Raw genomic sequence first — 26,331 nt, forward strand, 5'->3', positions numbered from 1 at the left:
AGTGGGATTGGTGGGTCGAAAAGCTATCTTTTTCCCAAGTCTTGCGCGAAACGCAGAAGGTAGCCGTCGGGGTCCTGCACCAAAAACTGCCTGTTGCCTCGCTCCTCACCGGCGATCCGATACCAAGCATCGTGACATTCCCCGAAGAGCGGCCATTGTGCCTTTTCCAAAGCATCGAGAAGTGGCGCGACGGAGCCGACAAAGATTTGGAAGTTGATACCGCGCCCCAGTGGTCGTTCTAAAGCACCAGTTTGCCAATGGCCGCTGTGCTGTCTGAGCATGACCTGCGCACCCTGAAACTCCAGGTACACAAATCGACTTTCAGGCCGCTGATAGGCGATACGGAAACCAAGGAGGTCGCACCAAAAGGTCGTGCTCTGTTTGAGGTCGAACACATCCATTTCAGGGACCAAGTGAGCAAAACCGCCAGTCGGTAATCTGTCTTCTGACACAGCCATAGCCTGCAACATCCTCACTCGTGTCGTGCTCGCAAAAGATCGACCCAATTCTGATGATGGGCAATTCTAACATATCTTCCCGTGTTGGGACTGTCTGATAGACAAGCGGCTGTCGAGGCGATGTCTGCTTTTGGCCCGTTTGAGACCTGGCGAGGGGTACTAAAGATGTTCGCTCACTGGGGCTGACCGGAAGTCGTCTCGGGAGAACCAAACCGACGCGATTGACCCGAAGCAGACCTAGGCTTGGGGAATGGTCACGACAGCCGAGCCGTTCGAGCTGGACCAGGGCACGGACGCGGAGCGTAACGCCCGTCGTGGTTAGCGCTTAGCCAGTGTTCCTGACCGCCTCAGCTAGAATGGCGTACAGCTGCTGCTTGCTGAATTCCTTGGGCTGCTGTTTCTCTGCGGTGCTCCGCGACACCTTCTTTTCTACTCGACGTACCAGGGCGGCCGACGACGCCGGCCTTGGCTTCGGGGGCGGCCTTATCTTGGGTCTTGCTGTTGGCGGCTTGTGGCCACGCTTCAAGCCCGAACGGGTTAACATCCCGCAGACCGCGTTACGGCTACACCCGAGACGGCGCGCAATCTGTGCCGCGCTCTGTCCTGCGGACCAGAGCCTTTTGAGCAGCGCTACGTCTTTCGCATCCCAGCCCATAAGAGATTATAGCGCGGACTGGCCGACACTGGCTAGTCCAAGCCGCTCGTGGGAATCCCTTCTATGGATTCACGACTTGGCTCTACAACGCCGGTGATCGCTCCGCCCAAGCCTTGGTGGCTTGGCAGATTTCCATCGCCCGGGCGTAGGCGGGGCGTGCCGTCGTGCGGGCGAGATAGGCACGCTCGACTGAACCCGGGGTATAGTTGCTGGTTCGCAGACCAAGCAGGAGAGCGTAGCTCACTGAAATGTCAGCAGCAGTGAAGCGGTCTCCGGCGAGAAATGGACGATTTGCGAGACGCTGGATGACCAATCCCAGCCGGCTATGAAAGGTCTCCAGTGCCCAGATTGTGACCCGGGCGTTTCGCTCTGCTGCGGGGGCGAATGCGCGACCGACGATGACGGCGTTCATTGGTCCAGCGAGCCCGGCCTCTCCCAAATGGAGGAATTGCAGATAGGCGGCGAAGGCCGGATCATCCGGGGCGACGGCGAGCGGGCTCGGGCCGTGGCGGGCGAGCAGGTATTCGAGGATCGCGATCGACTCGACCATGATCATCTCGCCGTCCTGCAGCGCCGGGATAAAGCCGGCGGGGTTGATCGCAAGAAAATCGGGATCATTCTCGACAGCGAACAGATCGACCGGGCGCAGCCGATAAGCCACCCCCAATTCCTCGAGCAGCCAAACGACACGGAACCCACGACCTTCGCCATAGACAGTGAGCATACTTGAGCGTCCTTACGTTGGCTTAAGTGCCTTAATTCGCAGGAGCGAGATTTCCACACCTGCTGCTATCGCTCCGACACGATATGCACAAGGTTCGTCGAATACACGGCATCATGCAGCGCCGGTCCTCCCTACTTTATGGGTTCACGGCCTAGTCTTCATCCGGCTCGCGTACGACTGCCGGTTCGTCGGCTTCATCCTCCTCTTCGTCGCCCTCTTCGTCCTCCTCGTCTTCATCAGGATCTCGGGGCGGCATCGCGGTGCCCATAGCTACGAGCGGCGTCCAGACGGTCGCCGTGATGAAAAATGCTTCGAAATCGTGTTGCCTCATGTTGTTACTCCTCGAAAAGCATGAGCAGTCGAATATTCCTGACCGACGACATCCGGATGTCCAGGGCGCGATCGCTCCTGCGCGACGGCGACCAGATCGACGGCAGCGGCAGGGGCCGGCACCCCACACAACTGGCGGCGTTTACGAGTACTTCATGCCGAGGACGCATCAGGTTCTATATTTACCAACACTTCGCCGGCAGTGATTTCGGGATCCCCAAGATCGAGGTCGTGCAGACTTGCTTGAATAAACTCCATTATCCTGGCGTTCGCTGCATTGGCGCTTTCGCGGTCCTCGAATATCATCACGGCGACACCAACGCCGTCGCCCCCATCCAGCACGTAGTAAGATCTGAATCCGTGCGATTGCTTCAGGATCTGACCGACGCCGCTCTTGGCGCGGCGGGCAGCGTCCGCGACCGAACGAACCCTGGTGTACTTGCGAATGACGATGTACATGAGGCCACCACGCGTTGCAGTTCCCGTCCCACGCATCAAAGCATACCGGCTCCCGGTCGGACCAGGGCGCTGCTTCCCGAATGGCCGCGCGCCTTTCTCCAGCGAGCCAACCTCGCCCCGCAAGCGGGGGCGAGGTGCCGAGGCTCAGGACCCCTCGAACTTGAACGAGACGTTGAGCTTGGCGCGATAGGACTCGACGTTTCCCTTCTCATCCAGTTGCATATCGAGCTTGACGACCTCTGCAATGCGAAGATCCCGGAGAGTTTTTGCAGCTTGCCCGACCGCATTGGCGGCCGCCTTCTCCCATGAGTCACTGCTGGTACCGATCAGTTCAATGACCTTGTAGACGCTATCAGGCATATCGTCCTCCTGTTCGGTCTGAAGCAGGAAGCAGGTGCTCCCCACCGTTGTGAAATCTAGCATCAGGATGTCGGCGCTGATACGACGCGATACGGTCCCGGACGCCGCCCGGGGGCCCGATAAGGACAAACCGCATTTGGCGGGGATGGCGGTTTTTGGCCCGAAGCAGGCCGTCGCCCGTAGCGGACCATCCCATCAGAGCCGTGATCACCCTCGCCGCGGTCATGGTAGGGTGGTCTTGTTCTTGCTGGCGAGCCAAAAGGTGACAGCCGATGAAGTGTCTTCGGATATACGCAACCCCGGACGGTGAATCTCACTTCGGTGAGGTGGAAATCCCCATGACGGCAAAGCTGACCGTTGCTCCCGGTGCCAAGCCGTTTCAGGTGTCCCAGCGCTATCCCGCGTCAAGCATGGAGGTTACTCAAATTCCTGCCGGTATGCGACAGGTCGATTGGCACACCGTTCCCGCGCGGGTATTGACTGTGAGACTGACTGGCGCGGTCGAATACGAGACGAGCGACGGCGAGGTGCGGCACGTCTCTGCGGGCGAGTTCGTGTTGGTGGAGGACACACACGGAAAGGGCCATCTGTCTCGTCATTCCCCAGACGAGCAAACCGTTCTTTGGATCAGGCTACCCAACGGCCTCGATTTGCCGTCCCCATAGTTTGCAGGGATCGCCATCGCCCACGACGCCGAAAATCTGCAAATGGGCTCATCGCCGACAAGGCGGGCCGCGGCTGTTGTCAGCATCTGCCCCAAAGCGGACGTCAACCGTCGATGCCGGCAAACCCGCTCGGTGACCACGGTCGCTATGCCTCTGTTGGTGACGGCTGCAATCCTAAGGGCTCGCGTGGCGCTGAGCGGGAGGCGATGGCAAGACTCGGAATCGCGCCCCATCGTGTCGAATAGAGGCCGTGCCGAAACCGGCGTCGCTTGCGCCAAGATGTAGGATGGGTAGAGCTCTTGCGAAACCCATCGCCCCCGGCACGCCGATGCAGCGCCCGTGTCATTCTTTAGCTCGATGCCGTTGCGAGGATCAGGTTTGATGGGTTTCGCTTCGCTCTACCCATCCTACGAACTACGTCAGTGTCAGCACGCCTTAAAGGTGGGACGGCACCCCTGCCGCCATGAATAGCGGCCGTCACAACGGTTGCACTTCCATAGAAAGCCGTTGTTACACTTGATCCTGGTGATGCAGTAGTTCTTGTATGCTGCAGGCGATTGCGCTGAGGCAGAGGCGATGCTGAGCGCAAGTGCTCCGACACTCATGGTCGCAACCAGGGCGACGAGAGCAAATGGTTTCGCTATCGTAGTCATGGTCGGTCCCTCCCTGGAGGCATGACAATCCCCGCATCAGAGTCGCCCCACGTTGCGATGATAGCAGAATTCACACGAGCAGGCGCTAAGATTGCTGGGTAATTTCGTCGCAACCTTGGGGTGTTTACAAAGGCTACCGGCATAGCGAGTCCGGCGCGATCTGACGGCCAAAGCGGACATCTGGCGATCCATCTCAATTCACGGCTCACGCCATCGTTTTCACGCTCTCGGCTCTAGCGCTTCGGCCGCACCACCCGCGTCAGCATCGGAAAATGCTTGTTGCGGCCTGCGAATGGCGGGAATTGGACGAAGTCCGCGCGCATGCGCTTGATCACGTCGGAGCCGAGCGCGTGCGCGAGGGCTTGCGGGCTGTCGAACACCAGCTTGTTGCGCTGCATGTGCTCGACGCGCTGCGACGGCAGCCGATCGATCCAATCGATCCGGGTGTAGATCTCGATCTGGCGAACATCAGGGAAGGTTCGCATGATCGATGGATGATGCTCGAGATAGTGCAGGTTCCAGGCGTTCATGTCCTCCGCCGGTCCGGGATAGTGCACGAGGTAGCTGCACGGAGTGGTCGTGCCGGCCGGATGTTCGGCGACGTCGACGGCAAACGCGCGTGTCAGCATGACCTGGTGCGTGACGTCCAAGCCGGTGAGGCTCGCTAGTCCGCCCCCCGTCGCGAGACCGGCAAGGATACCGCCGCGATCCATCGCCGCCTCGCAGGCGAACAGGTCGGGAAACCGGAGTTGAAGCGCAAACACCGGGCCGGAGCCATCGGCCTTGTAGGGATGATCGACCGACTGTTCGAGCGGCGTGAACAGCAAGCCCTCGGTCATGTCAGGGATCGATCCGACCAGCTCCGCCACGGCGTCAACCTCGTCGGGATGAATTCGTCGTTCGCCTGCCGGATCGGAGAATGTCATGAAGAGCGAGATCATGCGGGCGTTGCCTCGGTGCCCTCGCCCACGCTCACATGCGCCATCAGCGCGGCGCGAATGTCATCCGGCCACGGGATCGCATGGTGATCCACCAGCGACGTCGCGGCCAGGATCTGGCGCGCGCGCCAGCGCATGCCGTTCGCGCCGGAGACGACATGCTCCAGATGGAGCGACGATCCGCCGACCCGGCTGATATGCAAGTTGAACGTCAGGCGATCGCCGAACATCGACGGCCGGGAAAAGTCGCAGGACAGATGCACCGTGGGTGTCCCGATCTTCCGGACCGTGATCAGCTCCGGCCATGGAAATCCAATTCTCGCCCAGAAGTCTTCGACGACCCCATTGAGGATGTTCAGGTAAGACGGGAAGTACGCGATCCCAGAAGGATCGCAGTCTCCGAATCTGAGCTCGCGATCGAACGAGAACGTCGTCATCAGATCGCGACGACCGGATGCCTGATGACACCGACCCCGTCGACCCCCGCTTCCACCACGTCACCCGGCCACAGCCATTCCTGGGGAGTCCCGCCGGCGCCGACGCCTTCCGGCGTTCCCGTCGCGATGATGTCGCCCGGTTCGAGTGTCATGCCCGACGAAATGTCGGAAATCAAAACCGGGATGTCGAAGATCATGTATTTGGTATTGGAGTCCTGCTTCATGACCCCGTTCTTGGTCAGCCACAGCCGCAGGTCATGCGGGTCGGGAATTTCGTCCGCGGTCACGATGCAGGGGCCGAACGGCGCGTAGGTGTCCATGCCCTTGGAGAAGATCCACTGGCCGGCGCGGCGATTGTCGCGCGCGGAAATGTCGATCATCACCGAATAGCCGAAGACGTGGTCCATCGCCTTGTCGGTCGCGATGCGGGTTGCGGTCTTGCCGATGATGACGGCGAGCTCGACCTCCCAGTCGAGCTGCTGCGTCATCTTCGCATTGTGCTGGATCGCGCCGCCGGGGCCGATCACCGACGTCGGCGGCTTGGAGAACACGACCGGCTGCTTCGGCAGGTCCTTGTCGGTATCCAGGCTCTTGGCGGACTCCGCCACATGCGCACGGTAGTTCAGCCCGATGCCAAAAATGTTCTTGCGGGGCCGCGGGATCGGGGCCTGCAGCTTCACGTCCTCGAGCGGAACGGCGGAGCCGGCCGGCAAGCGTCCATCCGCATCGTCCAGACGCTCCTTCAGCGCCGGCAGCAGCGTCACGCTGTTGTCGATGAACGACAGCATGTCGCTCGGCCATGCAAAGCCATGCGACGCACCGAGGTGCTCGACGTCCACGACCAATCCGTCAACGAGGACCCCGAGGCGGGCACCACTGGAGCCCAAGGTGTAGGTAACAAGGCGCATGCAGCTTTATCCGGCTCTTTCGGTTGAATTCTGTGCGGGGACGTCAGGCGGCAACTGGCTGATGGCCGGCGTTGTCGCCATAGGCCTCTTCCCGGTAGAAGCCGAGACTCTCGATGACGGGCAGATCGTTGAAGCAGAACAGGCAGGCGTCCTCGCTTCCCGAAGCATTGCCGTGCTCGTGCCAGGCCCAGGAGGGAACGCAGAAGATGTCGCGTTCCTGCCACTCGAAACGCTGGCCGGCGATGATCGAATAACCGCGCCCCTTGGCGACCTGGTAAATGAAGCTGCCGGTGTGCCGATGCGACTTCGTCTTCTCGCCCGGCCGCAGCAGCTGCATGCTCGCGCCGATCGTCTGCATCACGTGTCCGCCGGAGATCGGATTGACGTAGTTCATGAGAATGCCGTCATAGGGCGAACCGTCGGTCGCAGCGGCATATTTGCGCAAGGACTCGTAGGTCGGCTCCCACTCGTATTTGAACATCGGGGAATAGCCCTTCGACCATTTCGAATCCGCCGGCCGAAGCCCGGGATTGCCCCAGGTCTTGGTCATGTCGTCCACGGGATAGCCGGATTCTTCCTGTTGCACCTTGGGATGGACCGCAAAAAAATTCGCCTCCAGCGCGTTGACGAGCGGGATGTCCAAACCGTCCTGCCAGATGCACACCGAGCCGTTGGCTTCGACGCCATGCTCGTGCCAGGTTCCGTTCGGCGTGAGCACGAAATCCCGCGCCCCCAGCGTCATCTTGTGCCCATCGACGATGGTGTAGGCGCCCGAACCTTCCATGATAAAGCGCAGGGCTGAAGCCGAGTGCGCGTGCGCGGTTGCGACCTCGCCGGGATGCATCACCTGCAATCCCGAATAGAGCCAGCCGACCGCCGCCGACACATCGCGGCGGCCGGGATTGTTGAGATAGATCACCCGCCGCCCCGCCTTCTCCGGCGAGACCAGCTCGACCGAGCGCAGCACGTGCTCGCGCAGATCGTTGTAGCGCCAGAGCACGGGAACGGAGGCCGATTGCGGCGCCCACGGCTCGATCTTGTTGGCGACCGTCCACAGCGCGCCGGCTTCGTACTTTTCGAGGTCCTTGTAATAGGCCTTGAGCTCGGGGGTGTCCTCGACATTGGCCCGGCCGATCACGTTCTCGCGCATCCTGTCCTCCAAGTCCTGTCTCGTCGCGCCGCTCTATCGACGCGCCCAACCATTATTCCGATCTCAGCGGGATCGGCGTGAAGCCCTGCCCCGCGTCATCGCCCTCACCGTCTGCGAGGCCCAGCGGCGCCAGAGGACGGCGGTTGACCCGCAAATCGAAAATATCGAACCGGTTGTAGTGCCCGACGATGTCATGCATCTGCTTCGGTTGGATGCAGCGGTCGAGATCGATGTCGGCGTACACGATGCCCTCGTCGTCGATCAGGGGATCGCCGACCACGCGGCCATCGGGTCCGATGATGCCGGAGAACGCGCTCGACTTGCGCTGCAGGCGCGCACGCGCGTCGGGGACGACCGTTTCCATCGCCGTGATGATCTCCTCCGACACGGTCGAGCAGGAGACGATCGTAAAAATCTTGCCCTCAAAGGAATGGGCGATCGCGCGCAACTTGATCGCCTCCGCCATGTCGTAGTCGGGGGGCGCGACCGGAAGCGAGATGTAGCTGGCGACATGCACGAGCTCACCCTGACCCAACAGCGCAAAGCGCGCGAGCGTGTTGGTGTTCTCGCCGCAGGCGAGTCCGCCGAGACGCCCGATCTCGGTATCATAGACGCGCAGGCTCGATCCGTCACCGCCGGTCCAGGTCAGCTTCTCCGCCCAGGTCGGCACCAGCTTGCGGTGCTTGCCAAGCACCGCGCCGTCCGGCCCGATGAAAACCAGGGTATTGTAGATCGCGCCCAGCGACACCGGGCTGCGCTCGTTCACGCCGAGCACGACGTGGCAGCCGGTATCGCGCGCGGCCTTCCTGACGACATCGACCTCCGGACCCGGCACCAGCACCGATGCCTTGGCGAGCTTCTCGAACCATGCGCTGCCCGTGACGGGATCGGTGATCCAGTTCCAGTAGGGATAGCCGGGAACGAACACTTCGGGGAACGCGACGAGCTTCGCGCCATTCGCTGCGGCTTCACGGACCAGTGAAGCCGCCTTGTCGGCTGTCGCGCCCGGGTTGAGATAGACAGGTGAAGCCTGGACGGCGGCGGCTCTAAAGCGAGGCAGCTTCAGCATTGGCCCTACCCTGTCGCTGGCTCATGACCGCCTTGCCGGAGCAGAGGTCCGCAAGCGTGATAGCATGGGGCGGCGTTGACTTACTTCACATGTAAACGTATGCTATCGCATATTTCTGGAGGGTGCAATGGCTGAACGGTCTTTTGCTCGCGAAGTCGAGGATCTCCGGCTCGGCGATGGCGATACGTTCCGCGGCGAAGGCATCCTCGCCATCACCAAGGCGCTGCTGCAATCCGGCGTCGCCTATGTCGGCGGCTACCAGGGCTCGCCGATCTCGCACCTGATGGACGTGCTCGCCGACGCCAAGGACGTGCTCGACGATCTCGGCGTCGTGTTCCAGAGCTCCGCCAACGAAGCGGCCGCGGCGGCGATGCTGTCGGCCTCGGTGATGTATCCCCTGCGCGGCGCGGTGGCGTGGAAGTCGACGGTCGGCACCAACGTCGCCTCCGACGCGCTCGCCAACCTCGCCTCGGGCGGCGTCACCGGCGGCACCATGATCATCGTCGGCGAGGACTATGGCGAAGGCTCCTCCATCATGCAGGAGCGGACGCACGCCTTCGCGATGAAATCGCAGATGTGGCTGCTCGATCCCCGCCCCGATCATGAATGCATCGTCAATCTGATCGAGAAGGGTTTTGAGCTCTCCGAATTCTCGAACACGCCCGTGATGCTCGAGGTCCGCGTCCGCGCCTGTCACATGCACGGCAGCTTCGCCTGCAAGGACAACGTCAAGCCGGCGCACACCATCAAGGACGCGCTCAACAACCCCAGGCGCGACGTCAACCGCATCGTGCTGCCGCCTGCGGCCTATGAGCATGAGCAGGAGAAGATCAAGACGCGGATGCCCGCGGCGATCGGCTTCATCCGGGACCACAAGCTGAACGAATGGATGGGGCCGAAGCAGGGCAAGGTCGGCATCATCATGCAGGGCGGCATGTACAACAACGTGATCCGCGCGCTGCAATATCTCGGGCTGTCGGATGCCTACGGCAACACACAGGTTCCGCTCTACGTCATGAACGTCACCTACCCCGTGATCGACACCGAGGTCGCGGAGTTCTGCGTCGACAAGGACGCCGTCCTGATCGTCGAGGAAGGCCAGCCGGAATATCTGGAGCAGGCGATCAACACCGTGCTGCGCCGCAGGGACATCCAGGCGCGCATCCATGGCAAGGACGTGTTGCCGATGGGCGGCGACTACACCGCGCAGGTTCTGCTCGGCGGCGTCAGGGACTTCCTGGAGAAGACCGAGCCGCGGCTGCTCGGCAACCGGCCGCCGGCGCCGGACGCCGTTCCCGTGCTCAATCACCCCGCGGTCGAGAAGCTGAAGCAGGTTGTGCCGGCACGCCCGCCCGGGCTCTGCACCGGCTGCCCGGAGCGGCCGATCTTCGCCGCCATGAAGCTCGTCGAGGAAGAGCTCGGCCAGCATCATGTCTCGGCCGACATCGGCTGCCATCTGTTCTCGATCCTGCCGCCCTTCAATATCGGCGCGACCACCATGGGCTTCGGCCTCGGCCCGGCCTCGACCTCGGCCTTCAACGTCAAGGCCGACAAACGCTCGATCGCGGTGATGGGCGACGGCGGCTTCTGGCACAACGGACTGACCAGCGGCATCGGCAATGCCGTGTTCAACAAGCACGACGGCGTGTTCGTCATCGTCGACAATTTCTACACGTCGGCGACCGGCGGTCAGGACATCCTGTCGTCGCGCGCGACCAACAAGCGGCGAGACACCAACAATTCGATCGTCAAGGCCGTGAAGGGCATCGGCGGCCAGTGGGTGCGCCAGCTCGACCGCACCTATGACGTCGGCAAGATGCGCGACACGCTGAAGGAAGCGCTGACGACCAAGGAGGAAGGCCCCAAGGTCATCGTCGCGTCCTCCGAGTGCATGCTGAACAAGCAGCGCCGCGTGAAGCCGCAGATCAACCAGGCCATCAAGGACGGGTTGCGCACCGTCAAGGAGCGCTTCGGTGTCGACGAGGACGTCTGCACCGGCGACCATGCCTGCATCCGGCTCTCGGGCTGCCCGTCGCTTTCGGTGAAGCAGCTTGACGATCCCTTGCGCGACGATCCGGTTGCGGCGATCGACAATTCCTGCGTCGGTTGCGGCAATTGCGGCGAGGTCTCCGAGGCCGCCGTGCTCTGCCCCTCGTTCTATCGCGCGGACGTCATTCACAATCCGACCGGCTGGGACAGGTTCAAATCCAAGGTCGCGATGGCCGTGATCGGCTGGTTGCAACGGCGGCGTGATCGCCGGCGTCCGGCGCTCGAGGCATTGGCATGAGAGACGAGACGGTCCGGCTGGCCCTCCCCGCCGCCGGCGAGGCAACCGAGCGGCCGATCTCGATTGCGATCGTCGCGATGGGTGGCCAGGGTGGCGGCGTGCTGACCGACTGGATCGTTCAGTTGGCCGAGAACCATGGCTGGGTCGCGCAATCGACCTCGGTGCCCGGCGTAGCGCAGCGCACCGGCGCCACGATCTACTATATCGAGGCGATGCCGCCGCTCGACGGCCGCAAGCCGATCCTGTCGTTGATGCCGACGCCCGGCGACGTCGACGTGGTGATGGCGGCGGAGTTCATGGAGGCCGGCCGATCGATCCTGCGCGGCCTCGTGACGCCGGATCGCACCACGTTGATCGCATCCAACCACCGGTCGTTTGCGATCGGCGAGAAGATTGCACCGGGCAACGGCATCGCCGACGGCGCCGCCGTCACTGGCGCCATCGGGGTTGCCGCCAAGACCGAGATCATCTTCGATCTGAACGCGCTGGCGATCGCGCATGGCAGCGTCATCTCGGCCGCGATGTTCGGTGCGCTCGCGGCGGCCGCTGTGCTGCCGTTCAGCCGCGACAGCTATCTCGACGTCATCCGTGCCGGCGGCAGAGGTGCGAAGGCCAGCGTCGAGACGTTTGAGGCCGCCTTTGACCGGGTCAAGACCGGCGCACCCGAGGTCGCGGCACCAGCGCCATCAAAGCAGGCCGATCACGTCCCCTCTCCCGCAACGCCCGATCCAGATCTTGCCGGGCTGATCGCAAGACTGAAGCAGGAGCTGCCCGAGCCTGCGCTCACCATGGCGCGCGTTGGCTTGAGGAAGGTCGTCGACTTCCAGGACGTCGCCTATGGCGCCGAGTATCTCGACATTCTCAAGACGTTGCACGCGGCCGACCGAAGCGCCGGCGGTGGTGCGCACGCCTATGCCTTCACGGAGACCGCGGCAAAGTACCTCGCCAACGCCATGAGCTATGACGACGTCATCCGCGTGGCCGACCTGAAGACGCGCGCTGGTCGCCGCGCGCGCATCGAGAGCGAGCTCGAGATGTCCGAGGGACAGGTGCTCCAGACCACCGAGTTCATGCATCCGCGCATGGAGGACGTCATGGGCGTGCTGCCCGCGGGCTTCAGCCGCTGGCTCGGCGCGCGGCCGCGCCTGCTCGGCTGGCTCGATCGCCGCGTCAACCGGGGACGCCGGGTGCGGACTTACTCGCTGCCCTGGTTCCTGACGCTCTACGTCGTGGCCGGACTACGCGGCCTGCGACGCCGCTCGCTGCGTCACGCCGTCGAGACCGCGCATCGGGACGGATGGCTCAAGGCGGCAACCGATGCGGTCGCCGCCAACTACCAGCTCGGTGTCGAGATCCTGCAATGCCGACGCCTCGTGAAAGGCTATTCCGATACCCACAGCCGCGGGCTGTCGAAATTCGACAGGACGCTGGCGGCGATCAAGCTGGTCGAACGACGCGAGGATGCCGCCGATTGGGCACGCCGCCTGCGCGAGGCCGCGCTGAAGGACAGCGCCGGCAAGGAGCTCGACGGCGTGATCCAGACCATCAAGACTTTTGCATGATTCCATCGGAGGGGAACGCGGGAGTGGATTGCCGTTCGCCCCCCAAGACGTCAGGATCAGGCGACTTGACTACGATTCTCAAATTGTTAATCGGAGCGAAAGACCCGCGATAATCCCTCCAATCGACGAGACATCTTGTACTCGATGGTCATGCAATGCCGGCAGCACTCAAAGAGAACATTGTTCCCGTCCCTGGGCAGATCGAAACCCGGCTCTGGCTTCAATTGCTGTCGCTGCATGGCGAGCTGTTCGCGTCGCTGAATTCGATGCTGAACGCCGAGTTCGGCGTGTCGCTCGCAAAATTCGACGTGCTGGCCCAGCTCGATCGCTACAGCGATGGCCTCGCGCTCGGGCAGCTGTCGCAAAATCTAAAAGTCACCGGCGGCAACGTCTCGGGGCTGGTGCAGCGTCTTCTCGCCGACAACCTCATCAGCAGGGAAATGTCGAGCGAGGACCGGCGCTCCTTCATCGTGCGCCTGACGCCGAAGGGCGAGGCGTTGTTCAGGAAGGCAGCCGACGTCCACAAGAAGCATCTCGGCAAACGGCTCGAGAATGTTTCGGCCCGGGAGCTGGACGGTGCGCTGTCCGTACTGAAATCCCTTTCTTCAAAACTTCATACCGAGAGCAAGAAGCAAAGTCGCAAGAGATAATGGCCAGAGAATCCAAGAGCAGATGGAAGTCGGGTCCGCCGAGGACGCGGGACCAGCTGCAAACCTACATCCCGTATCTGTTCAACCGGCTCGCCAATCGCTGGAATCTCGATCAGAACCGCGACCTGAGCGACCACGGCATCAACAATGTCGTGTTCCGGACGCTATCGGTCCTGTTCATCTACAAGACCCTCACCGTCAACGAGGTCGCCGTTCTCGCGGTAACCGAGCAGTCGACGGCGAGCCGCATGGTCGAGTCCATGGTGTCATCGGGCCTCGTCAAGCGCGAGATCGCAGAGGAAGACCAGCGCCGCCGCGTCGTGGGTCTGACCCCGGACGGCGAGGCGCTGCTGCGCAAGATCTGGCCGATCATGGCGAGCAACTACGACAAGCTGATCGAAGGCATCGAGCCCGACGACATCGAGGTCTGCGCGCGCGTGCTGGCCAAGATGGTCGAGAACATCCGCCAGAACCAGATCTGATCTTGTTTATTGGAGCATGATCTTTTCGGAAAACCGCTTCACACTTTGCGCTAACGCGGCCCTCCGGGTCCGGATCATGCTCTACGGGCCAAGGCCGACGAGGCTGGTGCCGCCGCAGACATAGAGCACCTGGCCGGTGACGAAGTCCGAGCGCTCGTCGAGGAAGAAACTGATGGCGTGCGCGACATCCTCGCGCGAGCCGAGCCGCCCGACCGGCACGTTGCGCGCCATCCGCTCCTGCTGCTCGGAGCCCTTGGGAATGATGCCCCAGAAATTGTCGGTCAGGATCGGCCCTGGCGCGACAACATTCACGGTGATGCCGCTCGCGGCGAGCTCCAGCGCCCAGGTGCGCGCCATGCCGTGCACGCCGGCCTTGGTCGCCGAATAGGCCGACCGCGTCGCTGCGCCCATCGCGGCCCGCGAGCTGACGAACACGATGCGGCCGAAGCGGCGCGCACGCATCCCCTCCAGCGCCGCCTGGGTCAGCAGCATCGGCGCGCCCAGATGCAGTTGCGCCAGCATCAAAATGTCTTCCGGCTTAGCATCGGGCAGCAGGTTCGGCAGGATCACGCCGGCATTGTGCACGAGGCGATCAACGGCGTGATCGCGGCAGATCTCCTGCGCGATCGCGCGCGTCTCCTCGATATCGGAGAGATCAGCGCGATAGGCCGCGAGCAGATCATGCGTCCAGTCCGGCTTCTCCAGCCCGACCGAGACCACGCGCTGCCCGCTCTCGACGAGCTTTTTCGCCAGCGCCTCGCCGATCCCCGAATTGCCGCCGGTGATGAGTGTGGTGCGGATCTCGCTCATGATCAAACCTGTCGCCGCTTGAGGTCGCGAAGGTCGAAGAACGCACCGTCGCGCATCAGCCTGGCGACGAAATCCTTCAGGCCGCCGCGCTGAATCTTCTCGGTCGCGGTCAACGGCAGGCTGTCGACGAAACAGATCCAGCCCGGCGCCTTGTAATAGGCCATCTGCTCCAGACTCCAGCGCACGATCTCCTCGGCGAGCGCGCGGTCCGCACCGGCCTCCTCGGCGATGATGACCGCCGCAACCTCGTCGCCGCGCACCTGATCGGGCGTCGCGGCAACCGCAGCCTGCCGGATCGCGGGATGGCGATTGAGGACGGACTCGACCTCGACTGCGGCAATGTTCTCGCCGGAACGGCGGATCACGTTCTTCTTGCGGTCGACGAAATGGAGGTCGCCGTCCGCATCGCGCGACACGATATCGCCGGTGTGCAGCCACCCGCCGTCCCACGCCTCGGCGGTGGCGGCCTCGTTCTTCAGGTACTCGCGGAAGAAACCGTAACGCGGGTCCGCACCTGCCCGCCGCACCAGGAGCTCGCCCGGCGTCCCGACCGGCGCGTCGTTGCCGCTGTCGCCGACGATACGAACGTCGACCTCGGGGGCCGGGCGTCCGAAACAGCTCGTGCCGATCTTGCGCGGCTCGACATTGGCGGCGATGACGCCGCCGCTTCCCGTCTCGGTCATCGCCCAGGCCTCCAGCAGCGGAAAGCCGAAGCGCTCCTCGAACGGCGCATGCAGAAGCTTGTCGACGCCGGCGCCGAAGCCGAAGCGTACGCTGTGCGCGCGGTCCTGCTCCGATGGCGGTGCACTCATCAGCATCGAGGGCATCACGCCGAGATAGTGCAGACAGGTCGCGCGGCTGTCGCGGACGGACGCCCACCAGGTACGCGGATGGAAGCGATCGAGCATGGTGAGGCTGCCGCCGACGGATAACATCGCCATCAGCGACACCGCCATCGCGTTCATGTGAAACAGCGGCAGCGGCGTGATCATGCGCTCACAGTCCGGCTTGAGATCGATCAGCCCGCCGACATCGCGATACCAGTTTCCGGAATGCAGGAAATATGTGTTGGTGAGCACGCAGCCCTTGGGCTGTCCCGTGGTTCCAGACGTATAAAGCAGCGCGCATTCGCTCGCGTCGCTTCCGGCGGTCGAAGGCCGCGCATCTCCGAAAGGTACGGGAACGTCGTCCTGATCGGTCACGACCGGGATCGGCCGGCCGGCCTGGCGCGCCGCGGTCTCGACCTCGTCGCGCCGCTCGGCGAGGACGAACGCCGCATTCATCTCGGAATGCGCAATGATGTATTCGAGCTCGCTGATCCGCAAATCGGGATTGATCGGTACGACGGACACGCCGAGCCCGTTCAGCGCGAACCACAGCTCGACGAACGCCGGCCTGTTCTGGAGCAGCAGCCCGACCCTCTGGCCTTCGCCATAGCCCCGGCTTGCAAAAGCCGAGCGCCAGCGCTCGACCCGGTCGAGCATGGCGCGGTAGGAAATCTCGCCTGCCGCGATGCCATAGATATCGGCGGTCTCCGGCAGCACGTTGAGGAAGCCTGCCTCCTCCCGGCGAAGGGCGGTCTCGCGAAAGCGGGCGTAGACTGTGGTCGCAGCGGTCAAGGCGTACTCACATGAAAAGCTGGATGTTGCCGAACGGCGCGTCGAAATTGACGAGATCGACCCGCTTGAGCTTGATCTTCAGGGCATCGCCGACCTCTACGAATTCGTGCGACGCCCATCCCGAATAGCGCTCCAGCAGATCACCGCGGGTCTCGGTATAGATATAGGACGTCCGCGCCTTGTAGACGCCCGCAGCCGGGTCGCACGCCACGATCCGCGGTGCCTGGAGAAGATGATGGCAACGGCTCTTCGGCTTCTGGCTGAAGGTCCGCTCGCCGGCGAGCCGCTCGACCCGCACCTTCAAGAGCAGCAGATCCTCGTACATCAACGAGGGCTGGAGCACCGGATCCTGCTGCTGCCATTCGAGCGGCATCCAGTAGCGCCCTTCGGGGTGAAACAGATCGAGCCAGGCCTGCCATTGCATCGTGTCGAGCAGCTCGGCTTCCAGATAGATCAAGTCCGTGATGGCCTTCTCGTCGATCATTCCGCGGCCTCGACACGCTTGTCCATGTCCATGGTCATGAATTTCGACCAGGCGTGGAACTGGTTTCGCATCTGTCGCTCGGACGTGCCGTTGATCACGGCCGTGACGTCCTGCTCTTCATGGTTCTCGTAAAGGCGCCGCAGATTGACCCATTGATTGCCGTTGGACTTCAGTCCTTCCTGCGCCCGCTCGTACATTTCGAGATCATCGTGTCCGACGATCGAGGTCGGCGCATTGATGAAGCGGTTGTACATCAGCGCCCGCTCGTAGAGCTTGTCCGGCGCGCCGACCAGGCGATAGACCCAGCTCTCGACCAGCGTCCTGTCGACCGCGATCGGGATGAAATTGCGCAGGATCTGCACGGCGCCCTTGACCATGATGTTCGGGAAATACACGGTGTTGTGCCTGACCTCGCCGAGGATCTCGTGCGCCCGCTCCTCGCCATAGGCCGCGACCATCTGGCCGAGATAGCCTTCGATGTCCGAATAGTTGGAATGGATGGAGTTGGCGACGCCGGTATGGCCATGGCCGTTCGGCCAGATCCTGATGCCGCTCTGCTCGTAGAACTCGTACGGGCTCATGAAGGGACCATAGAGCTGCACCGCCATCGGTGTCTCCGTGGAATCGCCCTGCTCGCGCTTCCAGACCTTGACCGCGGTGCCGGCCGAGCTCTCATGCGCCACCATCGGATGGCAGGTGTCGGTCTGGTTCTCGACCAGCATCTTCCAATTGCAGGTGTGCATGTAGCGGATCGGCGTCGCCTGGACTGCGAGCTTCCCCTCCGGCGAGCGGTCGACCATGTTGTCGATGGTCGAAAGGCTCTCGCCGAAATAATCCTCGAAGGACACGCCGTCATCGCTCAGGCGGGCGAAGATGAAATCGCGATAGATCACGACGTTCCTGACCTTCGACAATCCCTCATTCGCTTGCGTGTCGCCAAAGCCGGTGCCCTCGTAGCCCTTTTTCAGAGGGATCGCGAGCAGCGAGCCGTCGGTCTTGAACGACCAGGCGTGATAGGGGCAGCGGAAGAACTTTCCGGTGTTGCCGCAGGGCTCGGAGGCGATCTTCACGCCCTTGTGCGGACAGCGGTTGTAAAAGACGTGGATGGAGCCGTCGGTGTGGCGGCTCGCCAGCACCGGCTGACGGCCGATATTGGCGGTAATGAAATCGCCGGGCTTTCCCAACTGGCTCGCGTGCCCGACATAGATCCAGCTGTTCGGGAACAGGTGCTCCATCTCGAGCTCGAAGATCTCGGGGTCGACATAGACGTCGCGGTGCACCTCGGCCTCGCGCACCAGCGCCGCGATCGCGTCGGCGTTCTGTCCGTATTTCGCCATGACGTCCCTCGCCTCCCCTAGAGATCCAGCACCAAACGTTCCGACTTCGCGCGTGACACGCAGATCTGCATGACCTTGTTGGACGCCCTCTCGTCGTCGCTGAGGATGATGTCGCGATGGTCGGGTACCCCTTCGATCACGCCGCACTGGCAGATGCCGCAATCGCCGCGCTGGCAGTCGTAGAGCACGTCGAGACCAGCGGCCTCCAGCGCCTGGATGATGGTCTGACCGGCCGCGACGCTGACGACCTGCCCGGTCGATTTGAGCTCGACCTCGAACGGCAAGTCGGCCGAGGACGATTGCTCGGCCTTGAAGAGCTCGTAGTGGATGCGGTCTGCCGGAATGTCCCTGCCGAGCGCAGCCGCCTTCACCGCTTCAATCATGCCGGCCGGACCGCAGGCGTAAATGTGGGCGTTTGCGGCGGCAGCGCCGAGCGCCGCTGCAATGTCCAGGCGGGACTCGTCGCTGTCGTAGTGGATGGACAGGCCCTTGGCGCATATCTCCTGCAGGTGCGGCAGGAACGCGAGCAGGCCTTGCGTGCGGCCCGCATAGTGCAAGCGATACGGGCTTCCTCGGGCCGCGAGATTCGCCGCCATCGACAGGATCGGCGTGACACCGATGCCGCCGGCGAACAGCAGCGCGGGCGCCGCTCCCTCATGCAGATGAAAATTGTTGACCGGCGCCGTTGCCTTCACGACATCGCCGATCTTCAGCGCGTGCATGAACTGCGAGCCACCGGTCGAAGCCTCCTCGCGCAGCACCCCAAGCGCCAGCATACCTTCGGGAAGGCCCGGCAAAGCCATCAGCGAGTACGGCCGGTCGCCTCCATTCGGGAGCGCCACGCGGATATGGGCGCCCGCCTGCCATCGCGGCGCGACACCGTCCTCCACGCCAAACACAAGGCTCCGTATGAACGGCGTCTCCGCGGCATACGATCTGACCTTGAGCTTGAGCGGATGCGTGTCCATTCAGGCATCTCACGAATTATATGAATTTGCATATTTTTAGACATGTAATAATTAGCTGTCAATCGCCGGCGCGGGCTCAGGCTCGGATTGCAGTCCCAGGCACGTCTCGTTGGTGCAGGACGGCTGGCACGGCCCCTCTGAGGTTGCCCACGCCTCAGCAGATCACTCCGAAGAACGGCCGGCCGTGCTTTCAATGGACTTTGCTGCCCGTGCACACGCCGCCTTTGAGCGCCCGCCCCGATCCATGATGGGCCGTGGGAAGACTTCAACTCAAGCCGCTCATTTTACTGAGGTATTTTATCGTAAACGATCCACCGACGCCGCGTTGAGTGCCCTGGACCGCGCAAGATGACAGCAATCGCGCTGCAACCACAGCAATCGCTCTGGAGCGGGAAAGCAGCCCCACCGCTAAGGGTTGGGGTAGCAAATCCAAGACCAAGCCATGTCCCTGTTCCCGAGCGGCACCGCCACCCCCGCCTCCATTGTCGAGGCTCAGAAAGCCGTTCTGGGCAATCCACCCAACGCACGCGCGAGCTTTGCCAAGGGCCGCTGCGTCCGGGGGACCTACATCCCTTCGGATCGGGCCGACGAGGTCACGAAGTCGCGCAGCTTCACAAGACCATCGCGCGTGCTGGCGCGCTTCTCGGTGGACGGCGGTCCTCGCGAATCCGAGACCAGGGATCTCACGCTGCGCGGCTTCAGCTTCAGGCTCGGCAACGACGAGCACCGCTCCGACATCCTCACACAGAGCGCTCCGGTTCATTATGCGAGGACGCTCGATCAAATGCTGGCATTCCTCACCTCGCGCATGCCCGGTCGCGACGGCAGGCCGGACCTGGAGAGGATCAAGGCCTTCTCCACCGCCAATCCCGAAACGCTGCGTCAGGCGAACTACATCGCCGCGCATCCGCCTCCCCCGAGCTTTGCCAGCACGACCTACTGGGCCGTCCACGCCTTCCCCGCAACGAATTCGAGGGGCGAGACGCAGTTCATCAAATTCAAGGTCGTCCCGGTCGGTAGCGAGCTTGCCGCGATCAGGGGTAAGGCCAAGACGACGTCCGCCGACGTCCTGCACGACGATCTCAAAGGAAGGATCGCGACGCGCGATATCCGGTTCAGCCTGATGGCGCTGCTCGGTCGTCCCGATGACCCGACGCAGGACGTCACGATCCGGTGGCCGGATGAGGACAGCCGGGAAGCCGTACGGCTCGGAACGATCGTGATCACCGCGATCGAAGCGGACGAGACGTGCGATACTTCCGGCTTCGATCCGGCAAATCTTGCGGAGGGCATCGGTTATCCGCCGGATGAGATCTTCGTGGCGCGACGCGCCGCCTACGCCAATTCACTGGCGCAGCGCCGCTGATCGGACGATCACGTCTCGCTGTCCCTGATGCCAAGCGCTTCGCGGCGCCATGCCGCCGGGCTGACGCCCACCTGCGCCGAGAACACCTTCGTCAAATGGCTTTGATTGGCGAACCCGACCGAGATCGCAATCTCGGACAGCGGCACGTCGCGCAGGGTCATCAACTGCTTTGCCGCCTTCACACGCTGGCGGAGCAGCCACTGATGAGGCGGGAGGCCGGTCGAGATTCGAAACGCGCGGGAAAAATGGCTAACCGAGAGACCAAACTCGGCCGCGATCTGTTGCAGTGAAAGCGTCCCGCCGAGATCCGAGTCGAGCCTTTCGCAGGCTCGCCTCACCTGCCATGGGGAAAGACCGCCCCGGGCCGCATCCGCGACGCGCTGCCATCCGCCATAGGTCTGGGCAATGTGGGCCGTGAACGCGAGCATCATGTGGTCGATGAAGAGCTGGTTGGCCTCTGCCGGACGACGCAGTCCTTCCAACATCAGGGCGCCGACATGGCGCATGATCTCGTCGTCATGGCCGAAACCATACCGGCACGCGAGGTCGCCAATGGGCGGCGTGCGGGCTTCTCGCGCGATTCCGTCGAGCATCAGACGGGGAAGATAGAAATGGACGGAATGGAACGGCTTGTCGATGACGAAGCGCGGATCGTGCCGGAGATCGTACAGATAGGTCGTACCGGCTCTGACATCCGTCTTCGTAAAGCACTTGCCGTGCTCCCAGAGCTCGCAGTCAGGATAATCCTGCAGCTTCAGGCTGACGAGATAGGCGTCGTCGGCAAGCGAGCCGGAAAGACCCTCTACCGGCTCACTGTTCAGGGTTTCGGTGACCGCAACGTCGACGCCTCGCCGCGACCGCGTGATCAGCGAAGGCGGTGCATCCGCCAGGCTCAACTGCCGCTTGACCCTCTGTCCGAAGGTGCCAGCCAGTGCCATTCGATCGACCCATCCGTGGAATTCTGACCAGGCAACCCATCTGACTGCCGTCGCCCTGGAGGTCGGTAGCATTATCCGCTTCGGAGTACGGCGGTCCAGTCGCGTTGCGGCGTGATTTGCGATTGCGACGGGGCGCCGCGGCCGATTGTGGCAAAGCCATTTTCAGAAGCGATTTCAATATCTAATGCCTAAATCATGAGCTTGATTCTCCGCAGTCGTCCAGGGATCGCCGATCACAAGATCTCGCGTCCGAGCGCTTTGAGCAGAATCAGGACAAGCACCGCGGTTTCAGGAAAGACCCCGTAGTCCCACGTGCCTAGAAAACCACACCGAGCGCTCGCCGCGCGCTGCGGCACCCGTACGGGTGCAAAAGAAGCGATGGCTTCACGCCGGGCGCGCAAATCGCGCTCAGCCGCGAGTGCAAGGCCCCTGAGACGAGCACGTCCAATGAGCAAACCGATCTCGCACAATTCTGCGCGTGAAAATCCTCCGGCCGCATCCGAGCCAAGCCAAGGCCAGTCGTCGTCGACCGGGCGGCGTGCCGCTGATGCCGAGATGGCGCGTGTGCTCCACACCGAACCATTTCGCGTGGCATTGGACTCCTCCGGTGCCGGGATCGCCCACTGGAAACACGAACCCTTGCACGACGTCGTCGAGCCCATGAGCCACCACGTCATCATGGCCTACAACGGCGCGATGCAGCACATGGAGCGGCGGTCAGGACGGTCCGTTGCGATTGGAACGTTTCGCCGCGGGGTCGTGATCATCATTCCCGAAGGATCGAGCTCCCGATGGGATATTCCGAAGCCTGTCGACGTCGTTCAGCTCTATCTTCCTCACGCAACGCTGAAACGCGTCGCCGACGAAGCCGCGAGCGGCACATCGAGCGATCTCCTGGAGCGAACGGCGCATCCTGATCCCATCACGTCCCGATTGATCCTGAGCGCGGTCAACACGCTGGAGGGCAATGGGGCCCTGGACACGCTGTTCAGGCATCAGTTGATCGACCTCTTGTCGATGCGTCTCCTGGCTGCCCATACCGGCTCGCAAGCCACATTCCAGCCGACCATCGGTGGGCTTTCGCCCAAGGTGCTGGCCCGTGCCATCGAACGCTTGCGCTCGGACAGCGATACCGACGTCTCCCTCGATGCCCTCGCCTCCGATGCCGGCCTGTCGCGTTTCCACTTCTGCCGCGCATTCAAGGAAAGCACCGGGCTCTCGCCTCACGCCTGGCTGCGCCAATACCGGCTCGAGCAAGCCATGAACCTGCTCCGCGATACCGACGCATCGATCGCCCTGGTTGCGGCAGAGCTTGGTTATGCCTCGCAAACGGCCTTCGCCGCGGCGTTCAAGCGATTGAACGGCGAAACGCCGAGCGATTGGCGACGACGCGTGCGTTAGTAGCAATCGCTCCGCCGGTCCCGAAGTGCCTTCCGAACGCGAGACTAACTCCATGGACAAGCCAATCCTGCACGATCCTTTGGGGGCTCTGCTTGCCGCACCCGGTGCGCGCCACAGCGACTCGCCGAACGTCGAGCGGCGGCCTGCCGATGTGGAGATGGCGCGCATCCTGAAGACCGCGCCGCTCCAGATGGCTTCGGACCCCTCCAATGGCGGCATCGCGCATTGGAAGCACGGCGCTCTGCACGACGTCGTCGAGCCCATGACCGACCACGTCATCATGACGTACCCCACAGGCGTTCAGCGCCTGGAGCGACGCGCCGGAAAATCGGTTGCAATCGGAACGGCCCGCTCCGGAGTCGTGACGATCATTCCGGCTGGTTCGAGCGCCAGATGGGATATTCCCGGTCCTGTCGATGTCGTCCAGCTGTATCTTCCGCACGCAACGCTCGAACGCGTCGCCCGCGAAGCCGACGCGCCCATTCCCCGTGATCTTCTGGAGCGAACCGGGCATCTCGACCCTGTCACATCTGGACTGCTGATGAGCGGGGCGGATGTGTTGGAGGGCAACGCGGTTCTGGATGCACTCTTCAGGCAGCGACTGACCGATATCATCGCCACGCGCATCCTGGCCGCGCACATCGGCGAGCCGACCGCCATCGAGCCGATCATAGGCGGGCTGGCTCCCCAAGCTCTGCGACGCGCGATCGAACGCTTGCGTTCGGACAGCGATTCCGACGTCTCTCTTGCGGCGCTCGCTTCGGACGCCGGCCTGTCGCGCTTCCACTTCTGTCGTGCTTTCAAGGAAAGCACCGGTCTTTCGCCGCATAGCTGGCTGCGCCAGCACCGGCTCGAGCAGGCCATGAACACGCTGCGCGACACCGAAATCCCAATCGCCACGGTGGCGGCTGAGCTTGGCTATGCCTCTCAAACCGCCTTTGCCGCCGCATTCAGGCGATTGACGGGAGAAACGCCGAGCGATTGGCGACGTCGCATGCGCTAAGCAGCAATCACTCTGCAGGCAGAGCAATCGCTCTGGCGCAACTGCAGGTCCGCTCCGCTAAATGATCAGGGTGCCCTCGATCCAATAGACGGAGACGAACAATGACCTGGAAGAACTTCGTTAGTCCGGTCAAACTCGTGCCGCGACGAAGGATGGCCGCAAGTGCCATCATGTACGGACTTTCATTGGCCGTTCGCTTCACCTCGGCAACCGGCGAGGAAGTGGAAATACCGGCGCAGTCCATACACAACGCAAGTTCGGTGATGTCCATCTTCGACAGGGATGGCGGCCAGCTTCCGTACGCCGACTGGCGTCCGAACGCCATTGAGCCAATTTTCTTTCGTCACCGCCGGCCGCCGCCGATGGCTTCGATGCCAGGCTGCCCCTCTCCCTGAGAATTCGCGATCTCACTTCACGTCTTCGCGTCATCGGTCTCGACGATCCGCCACGAGAGTGGCGGCGGCGATGACGCGCCCATGCCCGAAAAGCTCAATCCACAGGAGATCATCAAATGCGACTCGTCATTATCGGCGCCGGCTTTGCCGGCATGTACGCCGCACTTTCCGCCGCGCGCCTGCGGGACATTCAGGGCGCTTCGCCCGAACAACTCGAGATCGCGCTGGTTGCACCGGAGCCGACGCTCGTGGTCCGGCCCCGCCTCTACGAAAGCAAGCCGGAAACCCTGACGGCACCTCTGCAAGACGTGTTGAAGGCCATCGACGTCGTCTACGTGCGAGGCAGCGCCGGGACCATTGATACCAAGTCTCGTGTGATCGAGCTCGTCACGGCCAAAGGCACGAAGCAGCCTCTCTCCTACGATCGGCTGGTCGTTGCCACCGGCAGCCGGCTTTTCCGACCGAACATCCCCGGCATCGTCGAACACGCTTTCAGCGTCGACAAGCTCGACGATGCGATTGCGCTGGAGCGGCATCTCCATGATCTGGCCGATCGGCCTGCAAGGAACGGACGCGATACGGTCGTCGTGGCCGGCGGCGGATTCACCGGTATCGAGACGGCGACGGAGATGCCGGCGCGGCTGCGCGCGGTCCTCGGCAAGAACGCCAAGGCACGCGTCGTCATCGTCGATCGCAACAGCACGATCGCTCACGATATGGGCGCAGATTCCCGCCCCGTCATTGAGGATGCGCTGCGCAAGCTTGGCGTGGAGACCCGCCTCGGCACCGGCGTCGCGTCGCTCGACAAGTCTGGCGTCACGCTTTCCAGCGGCGAACACATCGAAGCGGAGACCGTGATCTGGGCTGCCGGCATGCGCGCCGCTCCTCTGACCGCGCAGATCCCGGCCGAGCGCGACAATCTGGGCCGCCTCCTTGTCGACCGCGACTTGCGCGTGCCTGGTGTAGCCGGCGTCTTTGCCACCGGCGATGCGGCCAAAGCAGCGTGTGATGACGTCGGCAACCACGCGTTGATGTCGTGCCAGCATGCCACGCGAATGGGCGCGTTTGCCGGCAACAATGCCGCTGCCGAACTTTTAGGTGTCGCGACCAGGCCTTATCACCAGAAGGCCTACGCCACATGCCTCGATCTGGGAGAAGCCGGCGCCATCTTCACGCGAGGCTGGGATCGGAAGCTCGAGCTCGTCGGCGACGAGGCGAAGCGGACCAAGCAGCAGATCAATACGGTCTGGATCTATCCGCCCCGACCGGAACGTGCGGCCGCGCTGGCCTCGGCCGATCCGGAGCACGTCGGCGAAGTCTAGCTGCCTCGCGCGAAACCGGGCCGCGCCGACCGTGCGCGGGCCCGGCCCGATCACCCCATACCAACCGGAGCCAACCATGATGAAACACGAGACCGTGCGCGCGAGCGCGTTCGCCATGCCGCTGACCAGCCCGGCTTTCCCGCCCGGCCCCTATCGCTTCATCAATCGCGAATACTTCATCATCCAGTACCGGACAGATCCCGAGGCACTGCGCCGGATCGTGCCGGCACCACTCGAAATCACCGAACCCGTAGTGAACTATGAGTTCATCCGAATGCCGGACTCGACCGGATTTGGCGACTACACCGAAAGTGGGCAGGTCGTTCCGGTGTCCTTTCAGGGCAAGGCCGGCAGCTTCGTCCACCAGATGTTCCTCAACGATCATCCGCCAATTGCGGGCGGGCGCGAGCTCTGGGGCTTTCCCAAGAAGCTGGCGCAGCCGAAGCTTGAGGTCGAGACCGACACGCTGGTCGGCACCTTGAACTACGGCTCGGTCCGCATCGCGACCGGCACGATGGGCTACAAGCACCGGGCCCTCGACGCCGCGGCCGAAGCAAAAAAGCTCGCCGCACCGAATTTCCTGCTCAAGATCATTCCGCATGTCGACGGCACGCCGCGCATCTGCGAGCTGGTGCGCTTCCATCTCGAGGACATCACCGTGAAGGGCGCCTGGACTGGGCCGGCTGCGCTCGACCTGTACTCGCACGCCCTCGCTCCCGTCGCCGAGCTGCCGGTCCTCCAGGTGCTCTCGGCGAAGCATATCGTTGCCGACCTGACGCTCGGGCTCGGCACCGTGGTCCACGACTATCTGGCCCCGGGCGAAATCGTGCGGCGGCGCGGATCCTCCGAAACCCTGGTCGACGCGAATGCCGGCTGATCGACATCATCCGTACCATCGGGA

The 26,331-nt window shown here is 63.0% G+C and carries 28 protein-coding genes; 11 read left to right on the plus strand and 17 right to left on the minus strand.

Annotation, left to right across the window (positions count from 1 at the left end):
• Positions 1 to 23: 23 nt before the first annotated feature.
• From AB7531_RS29350 to AB7531_RS29375, 6 genes are all read right to left on the minus strand, one after another.
• Positions 24 to 458, minus strand: a complete 435-nt coding sequence (locus AB7531_RS29350) for a bleomycin resistance protein (RefSeq protein ID WP_063986510.1) — start codon at positions 456 to 458, stop codon at positions 24 to 26.
• Positions 459 to 783: 325 nt separating this feature from the next.
• Positions 784 to 1,113, minus strand: a complete 330-nt coding sequence (locus tag AB7531_RS29355; protein WP_084795217.1) for a GcrA family cell cycle regulator — start codon at positions 1,111 to 1,113, stop codon at positions 784 to 786.
• Between the two features lie 82 nt (positions 1,114 to 1,195).
• A complete protein-coding gene (locus AB7531_RS29360) occupies positions 1,196 to 1,837 on the minus strand; it encodes a glutathione S-transferase family protein (RefSeq protein WP_063984235.1) in 642 nt (213 codons plus the stop codon).
• Positions 1,838 to 1,988: 151 nt separating this feature from the next.
• On the minus strand, positions 1,989 to 2,168 hold the full coding sequence (locus AB7531_RS29365; RefSeq protein WP_063984236.1) for a hypothetical protein: 180 nt from the start codon (positions 2,166 to 2,168) through the stop codon (positions 1,989 to 1,991).
• 152 nt (positions 2,169 to 2,320) lie between these two features.
• Complete coding sequence (locus AB7531_RS29370) at positions 2,321 to 2,626, minus strand: hypothetical protein (RefSeq protein ID WP_063984237.1); 306 nt, start codon at positions 2,624 to 2,626, stop codon at positions 2,321 to 2,323.
• A gap of 144 nt (positions 2,627 to 2,770) precedes the next feature.
• Positions 2,771 to 2,986 carry a dodecin family protein gene (locus tag AB7531_RS29375; protein ID WP_063986511.1) on the minus strand — a complete coding sequence of 72 codons (216 nt, stop codon included), beginning with the start codon at positions 2,984 to 2,986 and terminating at the stop codon, positions 2,771 to 2,773.
• Between the two features lie 272 nt (positions 2,987 to 3,258).
• Between AB7531_RS29375 and AB7531_RS29380 the strand changes: the two genes are divergently transcribed.
• A complete protein-coding gene (locus AB7531_RS29380; protein WP_063984238.1) occupies positions 3,259 to 3,651 on the plus strand; it encodes a hypothetical protein in 393 nt (130 codons plus the stop codon).
• Positions 3,652 to 4,537: 886 nt separating this feature from the next.
• Here AB7531_RS29380 and AB7531_RS29385 read toward each other — a convergent pair.
• The 5 genes from AB7531_RS29385 to AB7531_RS29405 are packed head-to-tail and all read right to left on the minus strand — an operon-like array spanning position 4,538 to position 8,806.
• Entirely contained in the window at positions 4,538 to 5,245 is a 708-nt protein-coding gene (locus AB7531_RS29385) for a hypothetical protein (RefSeq protein ID WP_063984239.1), read from the minus strand.
• Complete coding sequence (locus AB7531_RS29390; protein WP_231144522.1) at positions 5,242 to 5,679, minus strand: acyl-CoA thioesterase; 438 nt, start codon at positions 5,677 to 5,679, stop codon at positions 5,242 to 5,244. The genes AB7531_RS29385 and AB7531_RS29390 overlap by 4 nt, the downstream gene beginning before the upstream one ends.
• Positions 5,679 to 6,587 carry a fumarylacetoacetate hydrolase family protein gene (locus AB7531_RS29395; protein ID WP_441280203.1) on the minus strand — a complete coding sequence of 303 codons (909 nt, stop codon included), beginning with the start codon at positions 6,585 to 6,587 and terminating at the stop codon, positions 5,679 to 5,681. Before AB7531_RS29395 ends, AB7531_RS29390 begins: the two co-directional genes overlap by 1 nt.
• A gap of 43 nt (positions 6,588 to 6,630) precedes the next feature.
• Entirely contained in the window at positions 6,631 to 7,737 is a 1,107-nt protein-coding gene (locus tag AB7531_RS29400) for a cupin domain-containing protein (RefSeq protein ID WP_063984242.1), read from the minus strand.
• Positions 7,738 to 7,789: 52 nt separating this feature from the next.
• Positions 7,790 to 8,806, minus strand: a complete 1,017-nt coding sequence (locus AB7531_RS29405; RefSeq protein ID WP_063984243.1) for a carbon-nitrogen hydrolase family protein — start codon at positions 8,804 to 8,806, stop codon at positions 7,790 to 7,792.
• A gap of 127 nt (positions 8,807 to 8,933) precedes the next feature.
• Here AB7531_RS29405 and AB7531_RS29410 point away from each other — a divergent pair, with 127 nt between their 5' ends.
• The 4 genes from AB7531_RS29410 to AB7531_RS29425 all read left to right on the plus strand — a co-directional run bounded on the left by AB7531_RS29410 (position 8,934) and on the right by AB7531_RS29425 (position 13,787).
• Positions 8,934 to 11,093: an indolepyruvate ferredoxin oxidoreductase subunit alpha gene (locus tag AB7531_RS29410; RefSeq protein ID WP_231144520.1), complete on the plus strand. Its 2,160-nt coding sequence runs from the start codon at positions 8,934 to 8,936 to the stop codon at positions 11,091 to 11,093.
• Positions 11,090 to 12,655 (plus strand): indolepyruvate oxidoreductase subunit beta family protein, encoded by a 1,566-nt coding sequence (locus AB7531_RS29415; RefSeq protein WP_441280204.1) that lies wholly within the window; start codon positions 11,090 to 11,092, stop codon positions 12,653 to 12,655. The genes AB7531_RS29410 and AB7531_RS29415 overlap by 4 nt, the downstream gene beginning before the upstream one ends.
• Before the next feature lie 155 nt (positions 12,656 to 12,810).
• On the plus strand, positions 12,811 to 13,305 hold the full coding sequence (locus AB7531_RS29420) for a MarR family winged helix-turn-helix transcriptional regulator (RefSeq protein WP_063984246.1): 495 nt from the start codon (positions 12,811 to 12,813) through the stop codon (positions 13,303 to 13,305).
• Positions 13,305 to 13,787: a MarR family winged helix-turn-helix transcriptional regulator gene (locus AB7531_RS29425; protein ID WP_063984247.1), complete on the plus strand. Its 483-nt coding sequence runs from the start codon at positions 13,305 to 13,307 to the stop codon at positions 13,785 to 13,787. The genes AB7531_RS29420 and AB7531_RS29425 overlap by 1 nt, the downstream gene beginning before the upstream one ends.
• Positions 13,788 to 13,868: 81 nt before the next feature.
• Here the strand turns inward: AB7531_RS29425 and AB7531_RS29430 are convergent, their stop codons facing one another.
• From AB7531_RS29430 to AB7531_RS29450, 5 genes are read right to left on the minus strand one after another with little or no spacing between them, the layout of a single operon-like run.
• Positions 13,869 to 14,597 carry an SDR family NAD(P)-dependent oxidoreductase gene (locus AB7531_RS29430; RefSeq protein WP_028155855.1) on the minus strand — a complete coding sequence of 243 codons (729 nt, stop codon included), beginning with the start codon at positions 14,595 to 14,597 and terminating at the stop codon, positions 13,869 to 13,871.
• A 2-nt stretch (positions 14,598 to 14,599) separates the two neighbouring features.
• Positions 14,600 to 16,216, minus strand: coding sequence for an ATP-dependent acyl-CoA ligase (locus AB7531_RS29435; RefSeq protein WP_063984248.1), 1,617 nt, complete (start codon positions 16,214 to 16,216; stop codon positions 14,600 to 14,602).
• A gap of 7 nt (positions 16,217 to 16,223) precedes the next feature.
• Positions 16,224 to 16,700 (minus strand): aromatic-ring-hydroxylating dioxygenase subunit beta, encoded by a 477-nt coding sequence (locus tag AB7531_RS29440; RefSeq protein ID WP_028153091.1) that lies wholly within the window; start codon positions 16,698 to 16,700, stop codon positions 16,224 to 16,226.
• A complete protein-coding gene (locus tag AB7531_RS29445) occupies positions 16,697 to 18,037 on the minus strand; it encodes a Rieske 2Fe-2S domain-containing protein (protein ID WP_063984249.1) in 1,341 nt (446 codons plus the stop codon). Before AB7531_RS29445 ends, AB7531_RS29440 begins: the two co-directional genes overlap by 4 nt.
• 17 nt (positions 18,038 to 18,054) lie before the next feature.
• Positions 18,055 to 19,005 carry a PDR/VanB family oxidoreductase gene (locus tag AB7531_RS29450; RefSeq protein WP_063984250.1) on the minus strand — a complete coding sequence of 317 codons (951 nt, stop codon included), beginning with the start codon at positions 19,003 to 19,005 and terminating at the stop codon, positions 18,055 to 18,057.
• 442 nt (positions 19,006 to 19,447) lie between these two features.
• Here AB7531_RS29450 and AB7531_RS29455 point away from each other — a divergent pair, with 442 nt between their 5' ends.
• On the plus strand, positions 19,448 to 20,371 hold the full coding sequence (locus AB7531_RS29455; protein WP_063984251.1) for a catalase: 924 nt from the start codon (positions 19,448 to 19,450) through the stop codon (positions 20,369 to 20,371).
• An 8-nt stretch (positions 20,372 to 20,379) separates the two neighbouring features.
• Here the strand turns inward: AB7531_RS29455 and AB7531_RS29460 are convergent, their stop codons facing one another.
• Positions 20,380 to 21,309, minus strand: a complete 930-nt coding sequence (locus AB7531_RS29460) for a helix-turn-helix domain-containing protein (RefSeq protein WP_063984252.1) — start codon at positions 21,307 to 21,309, stop codon at positions 20,380 to 20,382.
• Between the two features lie 447 nt (positions 21,310 to 21,756).
• On the opposite strand from AB7531_RS29460, the gene AB7531_RS29465 reads away from it, so the two are divergent.
• From AB7531_RS29465 to AB7531_RS29485, 5 genes are all read left to right on the plus strand, one after another.
• Entirely contained in the window at positions 21,757 to 22,710 is a 954-nt protein-coding gene (locus AB7531_RS29465; protein ID WP_084795218.1) for a helix-turn-helix domain-containing protein, read from the plus strand.
• Between the two features lie 52 nt (positions 22,711 to 22,762).
• Entirely contained in the window at positions 22,763 to 23,713 is a 951-nt protein-coding gene (locus AB7531_RS29470) for a helix-turn-helix transcriptional regulator (protein WP_063984255.1), read from the plus strand.
• A 101-nt stretch (positions 23,714 to 23,814) separates the two neighbouring features.
• Positions 23,815 to 24,108: a hypothetical protein gene (locus AB7531_RS29475; protein WP_084795220.1), complete on the plus strand. Its 294-nt coding sequence runs from the start codon at positions 23,815 to 23,817 to the stop codon at positions 24,106 to 24,108.
• 116 nt (positions 24,109 to 24,224) lie between these two features.
• On the plus strand, positions 24,225 to 25,430 hold the full coding sequence (locus AB7531_RS29480; protein ID WP_063984256.1) for an NAD(P)/FAD-dependent oxidoreductase: 1,206 nt from the start codon (positions 24,225 to 24,227) through the stop codon (positions 25,428 to 25,430).
• 79 nt (positions 25,431 to 25,509) lie between these two features.
• Positions 25,510 to 26,307 carry an acetoacetate decarboxylase gene (locus AB7531_RS29485; protein ID WP_063986512.1) on the plus strand — a complete coding sequence of 266 codons (798 nt, stop codon included), beginning with the start codon at positions 25,510 to 25,512 and terminating at the stop codon, positions 26,305 to 26,307.
• Positions 26,308 to 26,331 lie beyond the last annotated feature (24 nt).

The organism is Bradyrhizobium sp. 63_E2_N1_3, assembly GCF_052076005.1.
GTDB lineage: Bacteria > Pseudomonadota > Alphaproteobacteria > Rhizobiales > Xanthobacteraceae > Bradyrhizobium > Bradyrhizobium barranii.

Coding starts and splice junctions, on each gene's coding strand:
- AB7531_RS29350 (WP_063986510.1), bottom strand. CDS start 458: ATGGCTGTGTCAGAAGACAGATTACCGACTGGCGGTTTTGCTCACTTG.
- AB7531_RS29355 (WP_084795217.1), bottom strand. CDS start 1,113: ATGGGCTGGGATGCGAAAGACGTAGCGCTGCTCAAAAGGCTCTGGTCC.
- AB7531_RS29360 (WP_063984235.1), bottom strand. CDS start 1,837: ATGCTCACTGTCTATGGCGAAGGTCGTGGGTTCCGTGTCGTTTGGCTG.
- AB7531_RS29365 (WP_063984236.1), bottom strand. CDS start 2,168: ATGAGGCAACACGATTTCGAAGCATTTTTCATCACGGCGACCGTCTGG.
- AB7531_RS29370 (WP_063984237.1), bottom strand. CDS start 2,626: ATGTACATCGTCATTCGCAAGTACACCAGGGTTCGTTCGGTCGCGGAC.
- AB7531_RS29375 (WP_063986511.1), bottom strand. CDS start 2,986: ATGCCTGATAGCGTCTACAAGGTCATTGAACTGATCGGTACCAGCAGT.
- AB7531_RS29380 (WP_063984238.1), top strand. CDS start 3,259: ATGAAGTGTCTTCGGATATACGCAACCCCGGACGGTGAATCTCACTTC.
- AB7531_RS29385 (WP_063984239.1), bottom strand. CDS start 5,245: ATGATCTCGCTCTTCATGACATTCTCCGATCCGGCAGGCGAACGACGA.
- AB7531_RS29390 (WP_231144522.1), bottom strand. CDS start 5,679: ATGACGACGTTCTCGTTCGATCGCGAGCTCAGATTCGGAGACTGCGAT.
- AB7531_RS29395 (WP_441280203.1), bottom strand. CDS start 6,587: ATGCGCCTTGTTACCTACACCTTGGGCTCCAGTGGTGCCCGCCTCGGG.
- AB7531_RS29400 (WP_063984242.1), bottom strand. CDS start 7,737: ATGCGCGAGAACGTGATCGGCCGGGCCAATGTCGAGGACACCCCCGAG.
- AB7531_RS29405 (WP_063984243.1), bottom strand. CDS start 8,806: ATGCTGAAGCTGCCTCGCTTTAGAGCCGCCGCCGTCCAGGCTTCACCT.
- AB7531_RS29410 (WP_231144520.1), top strand. CDS start 8,934: ATGGCTGAACGGTCTTTTGCTCGCGAAGTCGAGGATCTCCGGCTCGGC.
- AB7531_RS29415 (WP_441280204.1), top strand. CDS start 11,090: ATGAGAGACGAGACGGTCCGGCTGGCCCTCCCCGCCGCCGGCGAGGCA.
- AB7531_RS29420 (WP_063984246.1), top strand. CDS start 12,811: ATGCCGGCAGCACTCAAAGAGAACATTGTTCCCGTCCCTGGGCAGATC.
- AB7531_RS29425 (WP_063984247.1), top strand. CDS start 13,305: ATGGCCAGAGAATCCAAGAGCAGATGGAAGTCGGGTCCGCCGAGGACG.
- AB7531_RS29430 (WP_028155855.1), bottom strand. CDS start 14,597: ATGAGCGAGATCCGCACCACACTCATCACCGGCGGCAATTCGGGGATC.
- AB7531_RS29440 (WP_028153091.1), bottom strand. CDS start 16,700: ATGATCGACGAGAAGGCCATCACGGACTTGATCTATCTGGAAGCCGAG.
- AB7531_RS29445 (WP_063984249.1), bottom strand. CDS start 18,037: ATGGCGAAATACGGACAGAACGCCGACGCGATCGCGGCGCTGGTGCGC.
- AB7531_RS29450 (WP_063984250.1), bottom strand. CDS start 19,005: ATGGACACGCATCCGCTCAAGCTCAAGGTCAGATCGTATGCCGCGGAG.
- AB7531_RS29455 (WP_063984251.1), top strand. CDS start 19,448: ATGTCCCTGTTCCCGAGCGGCACCGCCACCCCCGCCTCCATTGTCGAG.
- AB7531_RS29460 (WP_063984252.1), bottom strand. CDS start 21,309: ATGGCACTGGCTGGCACCTTCGGACAGAGGGTCAAGCGGCAGTTGAGC.
- AB7531_RS29465 (WP_084795218.1), top strand. CDS start 21,757: ATGAGCAAACCGATCTCGCACAATTCTGCGCGTGAAAATCCTCCGGCC.
- AB7531_RS29470 (WP_063984255.1), top strand. CDS start 22,763: ATGGACAAGCCAATCCTGCACGATCCTTTGGGGGCTCTGCTTGCCGCA.
- AB7531_RS29475 (WP_084795220.1), top strand. CDS start 23,815: ATGACCTGGAAGAACTTCGTTAGTCCGGTCAAACTCGTGCCGCGACGA.
- AB7531_RS29480 (WP_063984256.1), top strand. CDS start 24,225: ATGCGACTCGTCATTATCGGCGCCGGCTTTGCCGGCATGTACGCCGCA.
- AB7531_RS29485 (WP_063986512.1), top strand. CDS start 25,510: ATGAAACACGAGACCGTGCGCGCGAGCGCGTTCGCCATGCCGCTGACC.